The 18,810-nt window shown below is 49.4% G+C and carries 15 protein-coding genes; 13 read left to right on the top strand and 2 right to left on the bottom strand.

Annotation, left to right across the window (positions count from 1 at the left end):
* The 12 genes from rfbC to AC1DRN_RS11425 form a co-directional block, all read left to right on the top strand.
* A partial coding sequence (gene rfbC / locus AC1DRN_RS11480; RefSeq protein ID WP_477786716.1) for a dTDP-4-dehydrorhamnose 3,5-epimerase occupies positions 1–402 on the top strand: 402 nt, incomplete at its 5' end.
* Entirely contained in the window at positions 402–1,220 is an 819-nt protein-coding gene (locus tag AC1DRN_RS11475; RefSeq protein ID WP_223462049.1) for an ABC transporter permease, read from the top strand. The genes rfbC and AC1DRN_RS11475, both read left to right, overlap by 1 nt.
* On the top strand, positions 1,210–2,541 hold the full coding sequence (locus AC1DRN_RS11470) for an ABC transporter ATP-binding protein (protein ID WP_223462051.1): 1,332 nt from the start codon (positions 1,210–1,212) through the stop codon (positions 2,539–2,541). Before AC1DRN_RS11475 ends, AC1DRN_RS11470 begins: the two co-directional genes overlap by 11 nt.
* Before the next feature lies 1 nt (position 2,542).
* Positions 2,543–3,424: a sulfotransferase domain-containing protein gene (locus tag AC1DRN_RS11465; RefSeq protein WP_223462053.1), complete on the top strand. Its 882-nt coding sequence runs from the start codon at positions 2,543–2,545 to the stop codon at positions 3,422–3,424.
* Positions 3,409–5,430 (top strand): sulfotransferase family protein, encoded by a 2,022-nt coding sequence (locus tag AC1DRN_RS11460; RefSeq protein ID WP_223462055.1) that lies wholly within the window; start codon positions 3,409–3,411, stop codon positions 5,428–5,430. Before AC1DRN_RS11465 ends, AC1DRN_RS11460 begins: the two co-directional genes overlap by 16 nt.
* A 30-nt stretch (positions 5,431–5,460) precedes the next feature.
* Positions 5,461–6,546: a DegT/DnrJ/EryC1/StrS family aminotransferase gene (locus AC1DRN_RS11455; RefSeq protein ID WP_477786715.1), complete on the top strand. Its 1,086-nt coding sequence runs from the start codon at positions 5,461–5,463 to the stop codon at positions 6,544–6,546.
* Complete coding sequence (locus tag AC1DRN_RS11450) at positions 6,539–9,289, top strand: glycosyltransferase (RefSeq protein ID WP_223462061.1); 2,751 nt, start codon at positions 6,539–6,541, stop codon at positions 9,287–9,289. Before AC1DRN_RS11455 ends, AC1DRN_RS11450 begins: the two co-directional genes overlap by 8 nt.
* Positions 9,279–10,448 (top strand): glycosyltransferase family 2 protein, encoded by a 1,170-nt coding sequence (locus AC1DRN_RS11445; protein ID WP_223462063.1) that lies wholly within the window; start codon positions 9,279–9,281, stop codon positions 10,446–10,448. Before AC1DRN_RS11450 ends, AC1DRN_RS11445 begins: the two co-directional genes overlap by 11 nt.
* Before the next feature lie 109 nt (positions 10,449–10,557).
* The gene (locus AC1DRN_RS11440; protein ID WP_477786714.1) at positions 10,558–11,214 is read left to right on the top strand and encodes an acetyltransferase; all 657 of its coding nucleotides are present in this window, start codon (positions 10,558–10,560) and stop codon (positions 11,212–11,214) included.
* A complete protein-coding gene (locus tag AC1DRN_RS11435) occupies positions 11,214–12,176 on the top strand; it encodes a glycosyltransferase (RefSeq protein ID WP_223462067.1) in 963 nt (320 codons plus the stop codon). The genes AC1DRN_RS11440 and AC1DRN_RS11435 overlap by 1 nt, the downstream gene beginning before the upstream one ends.
* Complete coding sequence (locus tag AC1DRN_RS11430) at positions 12,176–13,258, top strand: glycosyltransferase (RefSeq protein ID WP_223462069.1); 1,083 nt, start codon at positions 12,176–12,178, stop codon at positions 13,256–13,258. Before AC1DRN_RS11435 ends, AC1DRN_RS11430 begins: the two co-directional genes overlap by 1 nt.
* A gap of 25 nt (positions 13,259–13,283) precedes the next feature.
* On the top strand, positions 13,284–13,730 hold the full coding sequence (locus AC1DRN_RS11425) for a hypothetical protein (RefSeq protein ID WP_223462071.1): 447 nt from the start codon (positions 13,284–13,286) through the stop codon (positions 13,728–13,730).
* A 129-nt stretch (positions 13,731–13,859) separates the two neighbouring features.
* Here AC1DRN_RS11425 and cysN read toward each other — a convergent pair whose 3' ends face one another.
* Positions 13,860–15,755, bottom strand: coding sequence for a sulfate adenylyltransferase subunit CysN (cysN, locus tag AC1DRN_RS11420; protein ID WP_477786713.1), 1,896 nt, complete (start codon positions 15,753–15,755; stop codon positions 13,860–13,862).
* Complete coding sequence (gene cysD / locus AC1DRN_RS11415) at positions 15,755–16,825, bottom strand: sulfate adenylyltransferase subunit CysD (RefSeq protein WP_263289774.1); 1,071 nt, start codon at positions 16,823–16,825, stop codon at positions 15,755–15,757. The genes cysN and cysD overlap by 1 nt, the downstream gene beginning before the upstream one ends.
* A gap of 882 nt (positions 16,826–17,707) precedes the next feature.
* On the opposite strand from cysD, the gene AC1DRN_RS11410 reads away from it, so the two are divergent.
* Positions 17,708–18,571: a DMT family transporter gene (locus AC1DRN_RS11410; protein ID WP_223462075.1), complete on the top strand. Its 864-nt coding sequence runs from the start codon at positions 17,708–17,710 to the stop codon at positions 18,569–18,571.
* Positions 18,572–18,810: the final 239 nt, after the last annotated feature.

The raw sequence follows: 18,810 nt of genomic DNA, 5'->3' as shown, positions 1-18,810 counted from the left end.
AATCACTCCCGTTCGGTAAAGAACGTATTGCGTGGATTGCATTATCAGGTTCAACAAGCGCAGGGAAAGTTGTTGCGTGTAGTGACCGGTGAAGTCTTCGATGTCGCGGTAGATGTGCGCAAGTCGTCACCGACATTCGGGCATTGGGTAGGTGAGATTCTATCCGCTGAGAATAAACGACAGTTATGGATTCCTGAGGGATTTGCTCACGGTTTTGTCGTGCTTTCTGACGCTGCTGAAGTTCTATACAAGGCAAYGGATTACTATGCGCCCGTACATGAACGTTGCATTGCCTGGAACGACCCCACCGTAGGGATTGAATGGCCGTGTGAAGGAGAATTGGCGCTGTCGGTAAAAGATCAGCAGGGATCGTTACTGAATGTCGCAGAGGTATTTGACTGATGCAAGCGCACCCTATTTCTCCAAAAGAACTTGTGAAAAGTCTCTGGCGTAATCGTAGTCTGATCAAGGCAATGGCCCAGCGCGAAGTTGTCGGGCGATACAAAGGTTCGTTTCTGGGTATTTTTTGGTCTTTTTTCAACCCGGTGCTTATGTTGGCGGTTTATACCTTCGTCTTCAGTGTCATTTTTAAGGCACGCTGGAACAGTGGTAGTGACTCTAAAACAGAGTTTGCATTGGTCTTGTTTGCGGGGTTGATGGTTTTTAACCTGTTTTCCGAATGCGTAAACCGGGCGCCAGGAGTCATCCTCGCAAACGCCAACTATGTGAAAAAAGTCGTATTTCCCTTGGAAATACTTCCATGGGTAGGTATTGGCTCCGCGATGTTTCATTGGTTGGTGAGCTTGAGTGTTTGGCTGGTGGCGTACGTAATATTCTTTGGAGTTCCGCATGCGACTGTCTTGTTACTGCCGCTAATTATGCTGCCTCTGATTTTTCTTGTGCTGGGACTATCATGGGCGCTGGCTTCGTTGGGTGTTTACTTGCGCGATGTGAGTCAGTTCATAGGGATTTTGACGACGATATTGATGTTTTTGTCGCCTATTTTTTATCCTTCAAGCTCCTTGCCTCAAGAATATGCACACTTGCTTTTGCTTAACCCGCTGACACCGGTGATTGAAGGGGTCAGGGATGTACTGTATTGGGGTAAAATGCCCGATATGAATTTCTTTCTTGGGTACTTGCTAGTTACCGCGTTTTTTGCGTGGCTGGGATTTGCATGGTTCCAAAAGACACGTAAGGGGTTTGCAGATGTCCTCTGATATCGCAATCAAGGTTGAAAACCTTAATAAGTGTTACCACATTTATGACAAGCCTCATGACCGGTTGAAGCAAATGCTGATGCGCGGACGCAGGCAATATTTCCAAGAGTTTTGGGCTCTGCGCGACGTTTCCTTTGAAATCAATAAAGGAGAGACCGTCGGAATCATTGGTCGTAATGGCAGCGGTAAGTCGACTTTGCTGCAGATGATCTGCGGTACGTTGAACCCTACCAGCGGTAGTATTCAGACCCAAGGCCGCATCGCAGCTTTGCTTGAATTGGGAGCAGGTTTCAACCCCGAGTTCACCGGGCGTGAAAATGTCTACATGAACGGGGCGATATTGGGGTTGACCCAGGATCAAATCGATTCGCGTTTTGAGGAAATCGCGTCCTTCGCCGATATCGGGAGTTTTATCGAGCAACCCGTTAAAACCTACTCCAGCGGTATGTTTGTGCGCTTGGCGTTTGCATCAAACATTATGTCGCGACCTGAAATCATGATTGTCGACGAGGCGCTCTCGGTTGGCGATATGAACTTTCAGGCAAAATGCATGACTGCTCTGACACGTATTCAGGATAACGGCGCAACTATATTATTTGTCAGTCATGATGTGGGCTCGGTCAAAAGTTTGTGCTCGCGCGGCGTCTATCTCGAGCGCGGCCAGCTCGTTGCTCAAGGGCGAGCCGCCGATGTTGCAGAACGTTACGTTCGGACTATGCGCGAAGAAATGAATGACGAGCATAGGAAGTTCTCGAGGGTATCAGCCGCGTTTGGCGAGAAGCCGGCACTTCCAGTTGTATCCTCAATCATGCCTGCCGAGTCGGGATTTAAAAGGTCCGCAGAGTTTGAAAACAGGGTTGCCCAGTTTCGGTACGGTACGGGAGAGGTAAAAGTAGCGAGCGTTGAATTGTTAGACACCGAAGGCAAGGAGTTAACCTTTGTTGAGTTTAACCAAGACGTAAAAATTAAGGTCTATTTTGAAGCGTTTGCCGAGAAGTCTATTTCCGTTAACTTCAGTGTATTTGACGAAAAAAAGAACAATATCATCGGGTGTGGTTTTTTGCACGCAGACCAGTCGTATCTGTTAACAAAAGAAAATGCCAAATATTTGGCCGAATATTCGCTGAAGCTCCCGTTGCAAGAAGGGAATTACTCGTTGCGGATCAATATTTCGTCTCCGATTGTCGAGAATGAATCAGCAGAGTTTGTCGACTTTGTAAGTGATGCGTTGGTGTTTAAAGTCGGTCGCTGGGAAAAGTCCAGGGTTTGGTCGAAAGTGCATGCCTTTTCCAAGTTGACGTTACACGAGTTTGAGGTGTGACATGCGCGACGTACCGGGTCTAAATAGTTTGTATGCATCCGACCGTCCGGATTTCATGATCCTGGGTGTTCAAAAATCGGCAACGACAACGTTGTTCGATGTGTTGAATGGTTTAGATGGATTTTCCGGTTCGTCGCAAAAGGAATTGCATTATTTTGATAGTGATTTGAACTATCAAAAAGGAGTTGATTGGTACCTCGACTTTTTTGGGCGAAAGAAAGTGGGGGTAAAACGATTTGAGGCGACACCTTCATATATTTATATGCGAGATGTTCCTGGGCGAATCTATAAAGACTTCGGCTCCATGAAATTCGTAGTGATGTTGCGTGATCCGGTCAAGCGGTGCTTTTCTGCCTGGAATATGTTTAGGACTTTTAATAGTAATAAACAGACGGCTGAGTATATATACGATACCTATATAAAGGATAGTAATCCTGGGTCAAGGGAAGCACTTCGGCACCTGCTGTTTTCTGAGTCGTTTCCAACCTTTGAACAGTGCGTCAATGAGGATTTATTCAGGCGTCATTCAAACGGTACGGATGAAGAGCCCAGTTTCGTTCGGCGTGGGTTCTATTATGAACAGATTCTGCGTTATCTCGAATTTTACAGGTTGCAGGATTTTTTGTTTTTAGAACAGGATGATTTTTCCAAAGATCCTGTCGGAAGTGTTGGTGTGGTTTTAGACTTTCTCGGAGCTGACTCTCGAGTGGATCTCGGAGTTATTCCGCAGGTAAGTAATAAAGGTGACTACGACGGTGTTGCAATGGATGCGCACACTGATGTGTTTTTAAAGTTATACGACTTATATAGTGAGCCGAACAGGCAGTTGTTTTCGCTCATTGGCAAGGAGTATCCCTGGAGTGCTTCTTGGCTTACTCTATGAATAATGCATTTATTATTGGTACTGGTCGCTGTGGCACCTCGTGGCTGGGACAAATGCTGAATAGCCATGCCGAAGTATGTGTACCTCCGGAGATTCAACTGTTATTTGAGTATTCTGGAAATGGTGACCGATTATTTGAGGCATTTTCCCAAGCAGGACCTTCAGGGCTTGATGGCGAGTTAATTGCTTCCATCATCAAGCAGGGCTGTCCGCACAAACTCGAAATGTTCTTCGATTATGCTGAGTTTTGCTGTCGGGAAGATACACCGAGGAGTTCTGCGGCGGTCTTTGTAGAAGCGTTTTACGCAGCTATTGCAAAGGCGCATGGAAAAACCTGGTTGATTGAGCAGACACCTTGGTATGGTCAGCGCCTCGATCTGGTTTCCAGGATTTTTCCAAACGCAAAGTTTATTCATGTTGTGCGGGATGGTCGGGATGTTGCTTTGTCGTTCGCTCGAACGCCATGGTGGCACGCGTCACCGCGATTGAACCTGTCCAGGTGGCAGAGAGAAATCAAGAAAATTGCGCTAGATGCAGCTTTTTATCTCGACGCCAGTGCCTACCTGGAGGTTAAGTATGAGAGTCTGGTCGCTAACACAGAGTTCGAATTGGAGCGAATCTGTGAGTTCCTGGGCATAGATTTTGATCCGTGTATGCTGAATCCGAAAAAACTGATTGATTATGATCAGTTCTGTAAATTTGATATGAAACAAGTATCTTCCCAAGTTTACTCGGATTGGCGCCAGCGTAAGGATTCCACCAGTTTTTCGGAGAACGTCGGTGCTTGGCAACGGGCGGAGGGCATGTTTCTCGCGCCCTTGCCTCCACAGATCGCTAGTTGGCTTTCCCACTACGGGTATGAGATTGAGCGGGACAGCCAGTCGGAAGTTGATGTGTTCCAATATCATCAGGAATACAGCTTCAATGCGCTTGAGAGAGAACTTGCCAGTCAAAAAACAGAGTCCGCTCGGCTTTTGGATGTTGTTGAACAGCAAATATCTCATAACTCAGCACTTCAAGATGAATTGACCAGGCAAGTCGAACACGCCCAACTTGTAGAGCAAGACTGGTTGGCACGCGGGGAATTGATTCAGCAGCATTCGATTACGCTTGAGTCGCAGATAAACCACAACCGTCTTCTTCAGGAAGAGTTAGCCACACAGTCCCAACACATCCACCATTTAGAGGAGGATTGGGTTGCTCGTGGAGAGTTGATTGGGCAGCATTCGAAGACGCTCGAAATGCAAGCTAGTCAGAATTTTCTTCTTCAAGAAGAGTTGGCCAATCTGTCTCGACATACCCAATGTGTGGAGCAGGATTGGGCTGCCCGTGGGGATTTGATCGAGCAGCAGTCGAGTTCGCTCGAGACGCAAATCGGCCAGTACCTCATCCTTCAGGAGGCGTTAGTCAAACAATCTCAGCACATCCAGCTTTTAGAGCAGGATTGGGCTGCCCGTGGAAACTTGATCGAGCAGCACTCAATTTCGTTGGAATCGCAAATTTCCCAGAATCTGATCCTTCAGGAGGAACTGGTCAAACAGTCTCAGCATATTCAACGTGTTGAGCAGGATTGGGCCGCCCGTGGAGATCTGATTGAAGAACACTCAATTTCTCTAAAATCACAAATTTCCCAGAACCTGATCCTTCAGGAGGAACTGGCCAAGCAGTCTCAGCATATTCAGCGTGTTGAGCAGGATTGGACTGCCCGTGGGCATTCGATTGCTCAACTCTCAGAAAATCTTCAGGCTCAGGTAAGTCAAATTTCCTTACTTGAACGGGACGTGATGGAAAAAGCTGAGCATATCCAGTTTGTAGAACAGGAGCTGGCCGCTCGTGAAGAATTGATCAAAGAGCTCTTAAATACTATTTCTGCACTGCAGATGGATAACACAGTGCTCAAAGAGTGCGTTGAAAATGCAAGAAATGATATAGGGAAGTTAGAGGTAGAGCTTGATGGGTTTAGGAACTCTTGGTGTGGAAGGCTGAAGAGTTTTCTAAAAAAGTGAAATTTCAACGTTCTGAGTTTTAGTGAATTTATGAATATTACCGTTACCAAGCCGTTTATGCCTCCTTACGCGGAGTTCCAGGAGTATTTAGCTGGAATTTGGGAGCGTGAATGGCTGACCAATAATGGTCCATTGCTGAATGAGTTGGAAATCAAACTTAAAAAGCACCTTGATGTCGATCATTTGCTGTTCCTGACCAATGGAACCATTGCGATTCAGATTGCTATTCAGGCGCTTGATCTTAGCGGTGAAATTATCACAACACCGTTCAGCTATGTGGCGACTACTTCAAGCATTGTCTGGGAACGCTGCCGTCCGATTATGGTGGATATCTGCCCGGATACGCTGAATATTGATCMATCAAAAATTGAGCAGGCGATAACTGATAAAACCACAGCTATTCTGGCGACTCACGTCTTCGGTAATCCATGTGATGTGGAAGCAATCGCCGCTATTGCAAAAAAATATAACTTAAAAGTTATCTACGACGCTGCGCATGCTTTTGGTACCAAATACAAAGGTAAATCACTTTTGTCTTATGGTGACGTTTCTACTTGCAGCTTCCATTCGACGAAGTTGTTTCATACTGTAGAAGGTGGTGCTGTAACTACTAACAATCCTGATATCAATAAAAAGATGTCGATGATGAGGAATTTCGGGCACTCATCGGTTACGGAGTTTGGTGGTGTTGGTATTAACGGTAAAAACTCCGAATTTCATGCCGCCATGGGGTTGTGCAATCTTAAGTATATTGATGAGGTGATGGCTGTTCGTCGCCGGTTGTCTGTACAGTACTTTCAGAATCTTGAAGGTGTGCCAGTAAAGTTCCAAAAAACTACACCTCAGTCGGATTATAACTATTCTTATTTTCCAGTTATATTCGAAGACGAAGCAACATTGTTAAAGCTTGTTGAGTTTCTCAATCTCAATAGTATCTTTCCGCGGCGTTACTTTTACCCTTCATTGACAAAGTTGCCCTACGTTTCCGGACAGAGTGCACCCATTGCAGAGGATATTTCGCGCCGAATTCTCTGTCTGCCGCTTTATCACACACTTTCTTTAGAGGAAGTGGATATGATTTGTAGGTTTATCAAGCAGGAATTGTGCTGTGAGTAAAGTTATTGCAGAAAATGGAGTTTCTAAACCTGAGGTTGCGAAGGGTGTTACACCTATTAGCGGCGTAACAGGCGATAAATTTCATATTGAATTCTTCAATGATGGTCGTTTGGAAGGGCAGGACAAGCTTGCTCTTCTGAACTTCCTCATGCGTGAGTTTGCTCTTCAGCAGCCTGTCGTATTGAAAGGAACTGGTTCCGCAATAGAAGCTCAGTTTCTGCAGGAGCAATATTCTCGGCAACAAAAGAAGGTTGATCTACTGTATCTCGATGCAGATGTTTTCGAGTCTGATGCTTCATTTGTTATTAAAAAACTGTACGCCCTATTGTCGAGAAAGGGTGTCATTTGTATCGAAACCAATGGTCTAGTCATCGCGCCCGATCTGCTTCCCGACGATACGTTTGAACTCGTATTAGGCACTCCGGATTTCTTGATATTTGCACAGGCAAATGGGGATCGTCCCGTTCGAAGCATGCGCTATCAAATCGATATTCTGCGCAGAAAAATGTTTTTTGAACGAAAACGTCAGTTGACTCGCTCCAGTGAAGTTGGTGTACCGCTGGTGACGGTTGTCGTACTTACCTTTAAGCATAAAGACTTCATTGCCGAGTGTCTGAAGTCCGTATTGCTTCAAAAAGGGCGCTTCCGGATGCGCGTTATCATTATTGATGATGCTTCGCCTGACGGAACCGCAGACGTTGTGAGATCCTGCATATCTGAACACCAAACTGACCGTTTTGATATAGAGTTTCATGCCAACCAGCAGAATGTTGGGGTCGTTGCCAACCTGGCCAAGGCAATGCGACTGGCAAAGGGCTGCGACTATTTGACCTTCTGTGAAGGTGATGATTTTTGGAGTTCAGAACACCGGATTCAAGAACATATAGACTTTCTCCAAGAACGGCCGGCGTCTGTAATGTCGTTCAACTCCATTGAGCTCTGTGGAGCTAATGGTGAATCCCGGAAGGTCTTTGCAGATCATGCCAATTTAGTAGAAGAAAATATTGACGGCCTTCAACTTGCTGAAAACAATCTCATCGGTAACTTTAGCGCTTGTTTTTATCATGGTGCGGTCGTTGATGTTATTCCGCATGAGATGTTCGAGTTGTACACGGTTGATTGGCTCTTCAATCTGTATTGTGCACAGTTCGGCCCCATCGCGCATCTGAAGAAACCGCTTTCGGTTTATCGTCAACATGGTGGCGGTGAGTGGAGTGCTCGTCGAGATGTAGATAAGATTACCACGCTACTTTCTCATATTTCTGAATATAATGCGTTCTTGGATTTTAGCTATGATACGGGCTTCCAGGGATACAGCCAGAAGCTGTATTTTCTGCTCGATGAGAAATACGCTGATAGCTTGAATAAGTTGGATCTTATCGTTTTTGATGATGTTTTTCCATCCACTAGAAGTGGGTTCCGTCATACGGAGTTTACAGGCTATTTGCGAGCATTCAATAAGTCACTGGTATTGACGTCCGGTGCTTCGCTGCCTGTGCTGGAAGACACTCCGATAAAAGATGTAATTCTTAGCTATCAACGCCAGCATTCAGACTTGGGAAATCAGGTCATGATTTACAACAACAAGTTTCCCCTGCGCCTCGGGAAGCTTTTGTATGTAAACTTTCTGACAAATGCTTATGCGCTGCTACCCTATGTTGAGGCAGCCAAAGTACCATTTGTTTTTACACTCTATCCCGGCGCAGGATTTGTCCTGAATAATCCGGAATGTGACAGAAAACTCAAGCAGGTTTTTGATTCGCCCTGCTTCCAGAAAGTCATCGTGACCCAACAAGTGACTTACGACTATATCGTGCATCGTAACCTCTGTTCGGCAGATAAGGTTGAGATGATCTTCGGTGTCGTAATGCCGGAAAACCGCATCGAACAATCCACCCACGACAAATGCCGCTGGGGATTCGGGAAGCCGCGTCTGGATATTTGCTTCATGGCGCACAAGTATACGGTTTATGGCGAGGACAAAGGCTATGATGTCTTTGTAAACGTCGCGAGCATACTGCGTCAGCGCCACGACAATATTTATTTCCATGTCGTAGGTCCTTTTGATAGGCGCGTTATTGATGTCAGCACATTCAGTGACCGTATTACTTTCCACGGTTCTTTGAATCCAGAGGCGTTTGATGATTTCTTCAGTGATATGGATATCATCATGTCACCGAACATCAGTGGAAAGATTTTCCCTGGGTCGTTTGATGGTTTTCCTACGGCCAGTTGCACTGAGGCGGGCTTACGCGGAATTGCAATCTTCGCAGTTGATGAATTCAACTCTGCCGCAGGGCACTTTACCGACGGTTTAGATATTGCGCTCATCAGATATGATCTAATGGATATCGTTAACAAGGTTGAGAGTTACTATGCACAACCTGCATTACTGAAGGAGCTTGGAGAACGAGGTGCAAGCCGTATCCGCGAACTGTACAGCCTGGATGCTCAAATGGCTCCTCGTATCGATCTGTTGCGCAAAGTGATGAAGCAGCTTGATGAATTTCCTCTCGTCATGAACTTTCCGTCTGGCGATGACAAAAAAACGATGCCTGGTGTTTACGAGAATGACTCCGTTGTTAACGAAACAATAGACTCTGTTGTTGCCGTTGAAAGTCTGGATACCGCTGACGGGACTACTGGTCAGAGCAATCCAGGCTTTTCGGCGGTATTACGGAAGTCTTGCCCGGAATCACTGAAAAAACTTTACCGGCTCTGGAAGAAAAAATATGCTTCCTGATGACGAAACCAAATCGGTTGTAGGGCACGCGCCACTAGTTAGTGTCGTGATACCGTCCTACAACCACGCAAAATATATCTGCAAGGCTGTAGATAGTATTCTAGAGCAAGGTTTCACCGACTTTGAGTTGTTGATCTCTGATGATAGGTCAACTGACAACAGTTGGGATGTCATCTCTGGATTTAATGATCCACGGATACGCTCCTTTAAACAGGAAAAAAACCTGGGTCCAGTTGGAAATCTTGTCTTTCTGATTGAGCAGAGCCGTGGGAAATACATAGCTCTGCTTAATTCGGATGATACTTGGTACCCGACAAAGCTTGGTAAGCAGGTTGCCATTCTCGAGGCTCAGCCTGAGTTGGGAGCCTGCTTCACTTGGGCTGATTTGGTGGATGAACAAGGACGTGAGACGAGTGGCCCGGAAGCTATCTGGAATGATGTATTCCGGAAGGCCAATCGTAGTCAGGGTGAATGGCTTCGACATTTCTTTTTCAAAGGAAACTGTATTTGCCACCCCAGTATGTTGGTGCGTAAGGAAGTCTACCTTGAACTGGGTTTCTACAATCCCGGGCTGAAACAGTTACCCGATTTCGACATGTGGATTCGGCTGGTTAAAAGCTATCCAATCCATGTTATTCAAGAAAACCTTGTCGGGCATCTTCGGGATGGAAACAATACCAGCGTGGTTTCGCCCGAAAACTCAGCGCGCAATCTGACAGAGCTGGTCGAGATATTTGGTTCGTTTTTCGAGAATGTTTCCGACGGGATTTTTGTCGAGGGGTTCGGTAACGATTTTCGTCTCAAAGGGGTTCCTGCGACACCTGCGAGACTTAAATGCGAAAAGCTGTTTCTGCTTCTGGACAGTGCTTTTGCACACGCGTCTGGTCGGGCTGCAGGTTTATCCTCATGTATAAAGAATTTTTCTGATCCTGAGTTCGAGCGGGTGCTCCGTGATGAGTACATGTTCAATGTTTTCGAGTTCTATCGCCTGACGGGGCAATCTGGGCTCGGCCACTATCTAATGGTTGCCCATAATTCTCAGGGCATGGCAATCGGCACGAGCGAGACGTGCAGCCAGGCTCCAAGAATGGGAAGTCGTATCACTAGATATCTCAAAGGGCTTGCCCGCCGGCTGCTTCGTGCTCTACGTTTGCGTTGACGTAAGCTGAGTGGGATACGACTGGTTAAAAGAAGAAGGTAAGGTTGGGCGGTTTTGAGCGCTGCTTATAGCTGCTGCCCTGTATATGGATTATGGATCTGATAATTTTATGAAAAGCTATTTTGGTCTGATTGGTGCTGGTGGGCATGGCAGGGAGGTTATGCCCATGCTGCGTTCGATGCTCCAGGGCAAGATAGCAGGCTTGAGTGCTGAATTGCTGTTTGTGGTTGAAAATCTGGAGGAAGAGATTGAGGTCAACGGATATCGCACAATCAGTCTCAACGCGTTTTTTGATCTGGAAGGAACCAAGCGTTTCAATGTGGCAATTGGTGACTCAAAAGTTCGTCAGAGGATTGCGGAGGCTTGTGCCGCCCAAAACATCGAGCCTTTCGCGCTGATTGCGAATAGTGTGATTTTGTTGGACAGCAATGAAATCGGTGAAGGYTGCATGATTTCAGAGCAGACGATCATCACGTCAAATGTCCGGATTGGGCGTTTTTTTCAGGCTAATAACCAATGTAATATTTCACACGATTGTGTGATTGGGGACTACGTAACCCTCGCACCAGGTGTCAAATGCAACGGCAATGTAACTATTGGCGATCACGCTTATATAGGTGCTGGCGCGTTGATCAAACAGGGACGGCACGGTAAACCATTGCTAATTGGCGCAGGGGCAGTCGTCGGTATGGGCGCGGTTGTTACCAAAGACGTTGAGCCGCATACAACAGTGGTAGGTAATMCTGCCAAACCGTTGGTGAAGTAATGTTGAATACTAGTCCGGGCTTCGGGTTGTCAATCCTGTTGGTTACCTATAATCACGAGTCTTACATTGACCGAGCGCTGGAGTCTCTATTCAACCAGGACTTCTCAGGTACTATTGAGTTGGTCGTTGCTGATGACGCATCTACGGACAGTACGTTGGCGCGTATTCGTACTTACGAAGGTGTTGATTCGCGCTTTTCTTTCAAGTATCTGTCGTGCGATACCAATGTTGGTATTACCAAAAACTACCAGCGTGGTTTCGGAGCGTGCACAGGGCAATATGTTGCGGTTCTGGAAGGGGATGATTACTGGATTAGCCCGAGAAAATTGTCGCGGCAAGTCGAGTTTCTGAGCGAGCACTGGGAGTGTGATCTTTGCTCCGTAAATTACTTCATTTTCTATGAGGCGAATGCGTCGTTTGTTGAGCGGACACCGATTGGGGCAGGACATCGCCTACTTGGGGCACGTGAACTAATCATGGATAATCTGGTGGGCAATTTTTCTACATGCATGTACAGGAAGACTGCCTTGGATCGATTGCCGGTAGACTTGTTCGAGGTCAAGTCCTATGACTGGATTGTTAATATCTGCGTTGCCTCCAGCAGCCTGATTGGTTTTATCGAAGAACCTATGTCGGTCTATCGGGTTCACTCATCGGGTGCATGGTCAAACTTTGCGCACATTGAAAAGCTCCAGTTGCAACTAAGCCTGATTCCTACCTATGACGGAATTACCCGGCAGATGTATCACGCGGAATTCACTCGTCTGGAGCATGATCTGCGCAGTGTCATTATCCTGGCGCGCGGTGAACAACTAGCCGGAAACATGGTACGGCCGGCGTTGTTGAGCCTCACAAGGCTGCGTATGTTTATGCCGCCGATCGTTATCACGATCTTTCAGGCACTCATGCCGCCCATCCTGACGAGATTGTTATTGAAGATTGCTCGTCGAGGTCGAACGTAATGCGACCCCCTGTGATCAGTGTGGTGATGGCAACCTTCAACCATAGTGCATACGTTGCTCAAGCTATCACCAGTGTGCTGCAACAGCGTGGTGTCGACTTTGAGTTTCTGATAGCCGATGACGGATCAAGCGACTCTACGCCCGCAGTTGTTGAGTCTTTTGACGATGCGAGGATTCATTTTTTTTCGCATGGAGTCAACCGAGGGGCGAGTATTGTCACCAACGAATTGATTGCGCATGCAAAGGGTGAGTTTATAGCGCTCATCAATTCTGACGACTATTGGTGTGATGAAGGGAAACTGGCTTATCAACTCGATATCCTTCGTCAGAATCCGACTTTGGGTGCCACATTCGGGCGGGCGCGGTTTGTTGACAAGCATGGAAACGACATCAATAAGAGTCGTTTGTCTTTTGGCTCGGTGTTTGATCAGGAAAACCGCACTCAGGGTGAATGGCTACGTTTCTTTCTGGAGCACGGTAATTGTCTTTGCCACCCGACAATGCTGATCAGGCGTAAATGCTATGAAGAACTTGGGGGATATAGCAACAACCTACGGCAATTACCCGATTTTGATATGTGGATCAGACTGGTCAAGCATTACCCGATTCATATTTCTGAGCGACCTCTGATAAATTTTAGAGTGTTGCCGGGGGAGAGTGTCAGCAGCCAGACAGTGACTAACTCCATTCGTACGATGAACGAGCACTATCTGATCGCTGATACATTTTTCCAAGACGTCACCGAGCACCTGCTCAAGGCTGGTTTTTCGGAGATGCTTAGGTGTTCGGATATACCCACTTCAATCCATCTTGATATAGAAAAGGTGTTATTGCTTTTTGTGCCGAACCGCGCCATGGGCAAGGCCTACAAGATGATCGGGATCATTAAACTCGGTCATTTACTCGCTAGTCGTGTGCATCGTGAGGTGCTCGCAGACGCATACGGTATAGATGGAAACTGGTTTCAGGCTGAAATGGGGAAGCTGGATGTATTGCGACCCAAGTATTTGACAATGATCAGTGAAAAAACTATTGGTGTGAGACGTGCTTTGAATCGATTTTTAAAGCGCGATGACTATTAAAGTGAAAGTACATTAAGGAAATGTTATGCGTTATATGTATGTACCTCTTGTTGCTATTTTTGGTTTTCTTTCTGCATGTGATGCAGGTAAGCCAAAAGACATCGTTTTAAATAATTCGTGCTCGCTGGATAGTCCTGTTGCCGAAGCCAAGGTTTCGACAAACGTGCCGTTGCAGTTCTGGGGGTGGGCTTACAACGTAGCGGCGGGCACAGTTCCAAAGGATGTATCCATCGAACTTATCTCGTCGAACGGTGATGTTGCCCTTACCGCTCCGCTTACCCGTTCCTCTCGCGAGGATGTAGCGAAAGCCTTTTCCAAACCAGAACTGGAAATGGCCGGTTTCAATGGCGCGGTAGACATCAAGGTTTTGGCATCAGGTGTCTATACAGTGAAAATTATTCAGCAAGAAGGAAAGGACCGTCTTGCTTGCGCCAGCCCAACCAAGCTAAATATTCAGGCTATTAAGGGCTGATCAATCGCCTAAGTGAGGTACTAAGAAATTAGCCTTGGTGCGAGTGATTTGGGGAATCGGATTTTGGCTGTTCCTCTGATCCAAAAAAACACCCCGAGCTATTCGGGGTGTTTTTTATGGAGAAAATTTTCATTGCTTGATTGATTGCATCACTCGGGCGGTCGCCACGTTCAAATCAACTTCCCCAGCATCAATCTCAACATCAGCCTCCACCGGCGCTTCATACGGACTCCCCACCCCTGACAGGTTGGGCAACTGCCCCGACCGGGCCTTCTTGTACAGTCCTTTCACATCCCGCTGCTCGCAGACCTCCAACGGTGTGCTGACGTAGACTTCGACGAAGTTCTCTTCCCCTATCAGTTCCCGCGCCATTTGCCGCTCTCTTCTGAACGGAGAAATGAACGCGGTAATGACCACCATTCCGGCGTCCATCATCAGCTTGGCGACTTCGGCGATTCTGCGGATGTTTTCCACGCGGTCGGCATCGGTAAACCCCAAATCCTTGTTGAGGCCTTGGCGAACGTTGTCGCCGTCGAGGAGGTAGGTTCGATAGCCATTGGCGTGCAACTCCACTTCCAGGGCATTGGCCAGCGTCGATTTGCCGGAGCCGGACAATCCGGTGAACCAGATGACTTTGCCCTTGTGGCCGTTGAGTTTCTCGCGGTTTTCGCGGCTGATCGAGAGGGCCTGTTTGTGCACGTTTTGTGCGCGTCGCAGGCTGTGGGTGATCATGYCGGCCGCGACCGTGGCGTGGCTGATGCGATCGACCAGGATGAAGCTGCCGAGGGTTTTCGAATGTAGGTAGCTGTCGTAGACCAGAGGTTTGCTGATGGCGAGGTTGCAGACGCTGATGTCATTGAGTCGCAGTTGTGTGCTGGCGTCATGGGCCAGGGTGTTGATGTCCACCCGGTATTTGATGGTGGTGATGGAGGCGCTTGCCCATTGCGTGGCGAGTTTGATGTCGTAGTTGCGGCCGTGCAGCCCGGCTTCTTCGTCCATCCACACCAGCGTTGCTTCAAACTGGTCGGTGGTTTCCAGCGGGTTCTTGCTCTGTGAAATGATGTCGCCGCGAGATGCATCGATTTCCCGGTCGAGCTTCAGGGTGACGGCGTCGCCACACTCGGCCTGTTGCATCGGGCCGTCCATGCTGACAATTTCCGCCACCGTTGCGGTTTGACCGGAGAGGGTCACGCGGATCTCATCGCCGACTTTGACCGTGCCTTCGCCAACATAGCCGCTGAACCCGCGGAATGAAGCGTTCGGCCGATTCACCCACTGCACGGGAAACACCAGGCGTTCGGCTTGCGGTGTGGTGATTTCCGCGGTTTCCAGGTAACCCATCAACGTTGGACCGCTGTACCACGGCGTGTGAGCCGAGCGCTGGGTGATGTTGTCGCCCTTGAGCGCACTGACAGGAATGGCCGTGATCTTCTCAAAGCCCAGTGTTTGGGTGAATGCCTGGAAGGTCTCGACGATACGCTGGAAGGTGTCCTGATCAAAGTTGACCAGGTCCATCTTGTTTACGGCCAGCACCACGTGACGGATGCCCATCAGCGAGATCAGGTAGGCGTGGCGGCGGGTTTGCGTCAGTACACCTTGCCGCGCATCGACCAGGATGACGGCTACGTCAGCCGTTGACGCACCGGTGACCATGTTGCGTGTGTATTGCTCGTGGCCTGGTGTGTCGGCAACGATGAATTTGCGTTTGGCGGTGGCGAAGTAGCGGTAGGCCACATCGATGGTGATGCCCTGTTCGCGCTCCGCCGACAGGCCGTCGACCAGCAAGGCAAAGTCGATGTCGCCACCTTGGGTGCCATATTTTTTTGATTCGGTTTTCAGGGTTGCCAATTGATCGTCGGTCAATTGCCGGGCATCCCACAGCAGACGGCCGATCAGGGTACTTTTTCCGTCATCGACGCTGCCGCAGGTGATGAAGCGCAGCAGGTCCTGAGCTTGTTGTTGCTCGAGGTAAGCCTCAATGGTCGTGGGCTGTTGTGGGACGCTTGCCAGTGTTTTCAGGACCATCAGAAATACCCTTCTTTCTTTTTCTTTTCCATGCTGGCAGAGCTGTCGCTGTCGATGGCTCGCCCGTGTCGCTCGGAATGAGTGGAGCCCAGCAGTTCAAGCAAAATTTCGGCCACGGTGCTGGCGTTCGAATCCACGGCGCCGGTCAGCGGGTAGCAGCCGAGAGTGCGAAAGCGGATGTTCCGGGCTTCGATTTTCTCACCGGGCAACAGGGGCATGCGTGCATCGTCGACCATGATGGTCATGCCGTTACGCATGACAACGGGACGTTCCCTGGCAAAGTACAGGGGGACCAGCGGAATGTTTTCCTGGTAGATGTATTGCCAGATATCGAGTTCGGTCCAGTTGGATAACGGGAACACACGAATGCTCTCGCCCGGCTTTTTGCGCGTGTTGTAGAGGTTCCACAATTCGGGACGCTGCTGTTTCGGGTCCCATTGGTGACTCTGGGTGCGGAACGAAAAAATGCGTTCCTTGGCCCGGGATTTTTCTTCATCGCGGCGTGCGCCGCCGAACACCACGTCGAACTTGTATTTGTCCAGCGCTTGCTTGAGGCCTTCGGTCTTGGTGATGTCGGTGTGCAGTGCCGAACCATGATCAAAGGGGTTGATGTCCTTGCTGATGGCTTCCGGGTTGGTATGCACCAGCAGATCCATGCCGCTTTCGCGGGCCATGAAGTCGCGAAACCGGTACATCTCCTGGAATTTCCAGCGTGTGTCGACGTGCAGTAATGGCAGCGGTGGTGGCGAAGGGTAAAACGCCTTGCGAGCCAGATGCAGCATCACCGCGCTGTCCTTGCCCATCGAGTACAGCATCGCGGGGGTTTCCGCCTCGGCCACCGCTTCGCGGATGATTTGCAGGCTTTCGGCCTCAAGACGCTTGAGGTGGGGCGTGCGCACTTTCAACGCATCCACCGGACCGGTTTGGCTGCTTGTGTCCAGTATGGCCGGGTACCCCAGCAATCCAAACTCAACCTGTTCCGGCGCACAGGCCTGCCTGCAAGCGTTGACCAGTCGACCACTGGGGAAGATAACGATGCTCTTGGCGATGTGGGCCTGCAGGCGACGCATCGCAGCGGTCAGCGATTGAGCGTCAACCGGTTCGTTCCCGAGTGGCAACCAGTAGCGCGCACCGCGGGCGTCGTTGGCGTGCAAGACGTCCGTTCCGTCAGCGGTGCGATGCAATTGGGCATACAGCACCAGCTTGCGTTTGATCCGGGCCTTTTCAATCTCCCAGTCCAGAACCGAGGGTGTCGGACTACGTCCGGATTCGTCGCTCAGGTTTTGCGCATTGAGTGTATCGGGCAGGAGTGCAAGCTCATGCAAGCGTCGTTCGGCGGTGCGCTTGGTGTCAGCTTGTTTGAGTTGATTGAGATGGACAAAGGCCTGCTGTGTATCCCATACCACTGGGGCATCGAGGCCAAGAAGATCGGGGTTTGCCACTGGATATCTTCCTTGTCGCAAAATGTTGATTTTGCTTTTTCTGATTCTGATTATTATGTTTTATCGAGGGTTTTCGATTTGTTTTGCCATTAAATCACAAATTGCGACACTGGCTCATTGAAAGTTTATGTGCCTGCACCACAATGCCGTGTCGGGCAGTAATCCATTGCCATTCTTGTGCAGCGCTGGTTATAGTCAGTCTTCGGCAGGTTCATGACCTGCTTTTCCACTCCTGAAAAAGATCAGCCCAATGCCTGCATCCCTCATCAACGCGGTAGTCGATTCAGCGGTCAACGCTGGCGTCGTGCCGTGCGGGAACCAGCAGCCCGGGCAGATCAGTCATTACCCCCCTCCTGTCAGTCGCACGCCAGTGTGCGCGGTGGTCTCACCGCCAGGCGTAGGCATTTCGGGCTGATCAGCTGCTTTCTGCTGTTCCCCTGCCTCCCTGAAAAAACGACTGAATTTCAGCTTCGGCTGAGTTGGCTTTTTGCCTGACTACAGGTGGTATTCATGTTTGTCCTTTCGAAAAAGTCCGCGCTCGCGGCGGCGTCCACGAGCCTGTTCGTTCTGCTGTGGAGCAGCGGGGCGATTTTCTCCAAATGGGGGCTGGCTCACGCGTCACCCTTCGCCTTCTTGATATTTCGTTTCGTCATCGCCCTAGGCGGCTTGGTGTTGCTGGTGCCGTTGCTCAAGCTGAAGTTGCCCAAGGGCGGCAAACCGATGCTGTATGCGATGGCCACCGGCGTGGTGTTGTTGGGGGCTTATCAGATTTTTTATCTGCTGGCCCTGGACCTTAAAGTCACGCCCGGGGTAATGGCGACCATCATGGGCGTGCAGCCGATCCTCACCGTGGTGGTGATGGAGCGCCAGCGTTCATGGAGCCGGATGTTCGGTCTGGCCCTGGGGTTGACCGGGTTGGTCATGGTGGTCTATCAGGGCATCGGGCTGGCCGGGATGTCGCTGGCCGGGATGCTTTTCGGTTTACTCGCGCTGGCGAGCATGACCTTCGGTTCGATCATGCAGAAACGCATCACCGACAATCCCCTCGGCACATTGCCGGTGCAGTATCTGGCCGGACTGCTGTTGTGCGGGATTTTCGTACCCTTCCAGCCGTTTCACTTCGAACACAGCAGCGGTTTCATCCTGCCGGTGCTGTGGATGGGGCTGGTGGTGTCGGTGCTGGCGACACTGTTGCTGTACCGCTTGATCGCCCGGGGCAATCTGGTGAATGTCACCAGCTTGTTTTACCTGGTGCCGGCGGTAACGGCGGTGATGGACTATCTGATCTTCGGGAATCGCCTTGCGCTGTTGAGCCTGTTCGGCATGCTGTTGATCATCGTCGGGCTGGTGTTTGTGTTCCGTAAACCTGCATAAACCCGAGAAGGCCTGGAACAATGCTCCGGGCCTTTTTCATTTGGCCAGTGCGTGCTCGGCCCGCACCGAATTCATGAACGGCTGCATTGCCGAAGACTGAATGCGATGGGGAGATGAGTGCTTCTACCTTGTGATTGTCGGTGTATGGGCTGACGCCATCGCGAGCAAGCTCGCTCCCACAGTGGTCGGTGTTGTACACAAACTCTGTGTTCAGTGCAGAACCCTGTGGGAGCGAGCTT

It is taken from the genome of Pseudomonas sp. P5_B3 (genome assembly GCF_056400405.1).
This window is presented reverse-complemented; position numbering and strand designations above follow the sequence as displayed.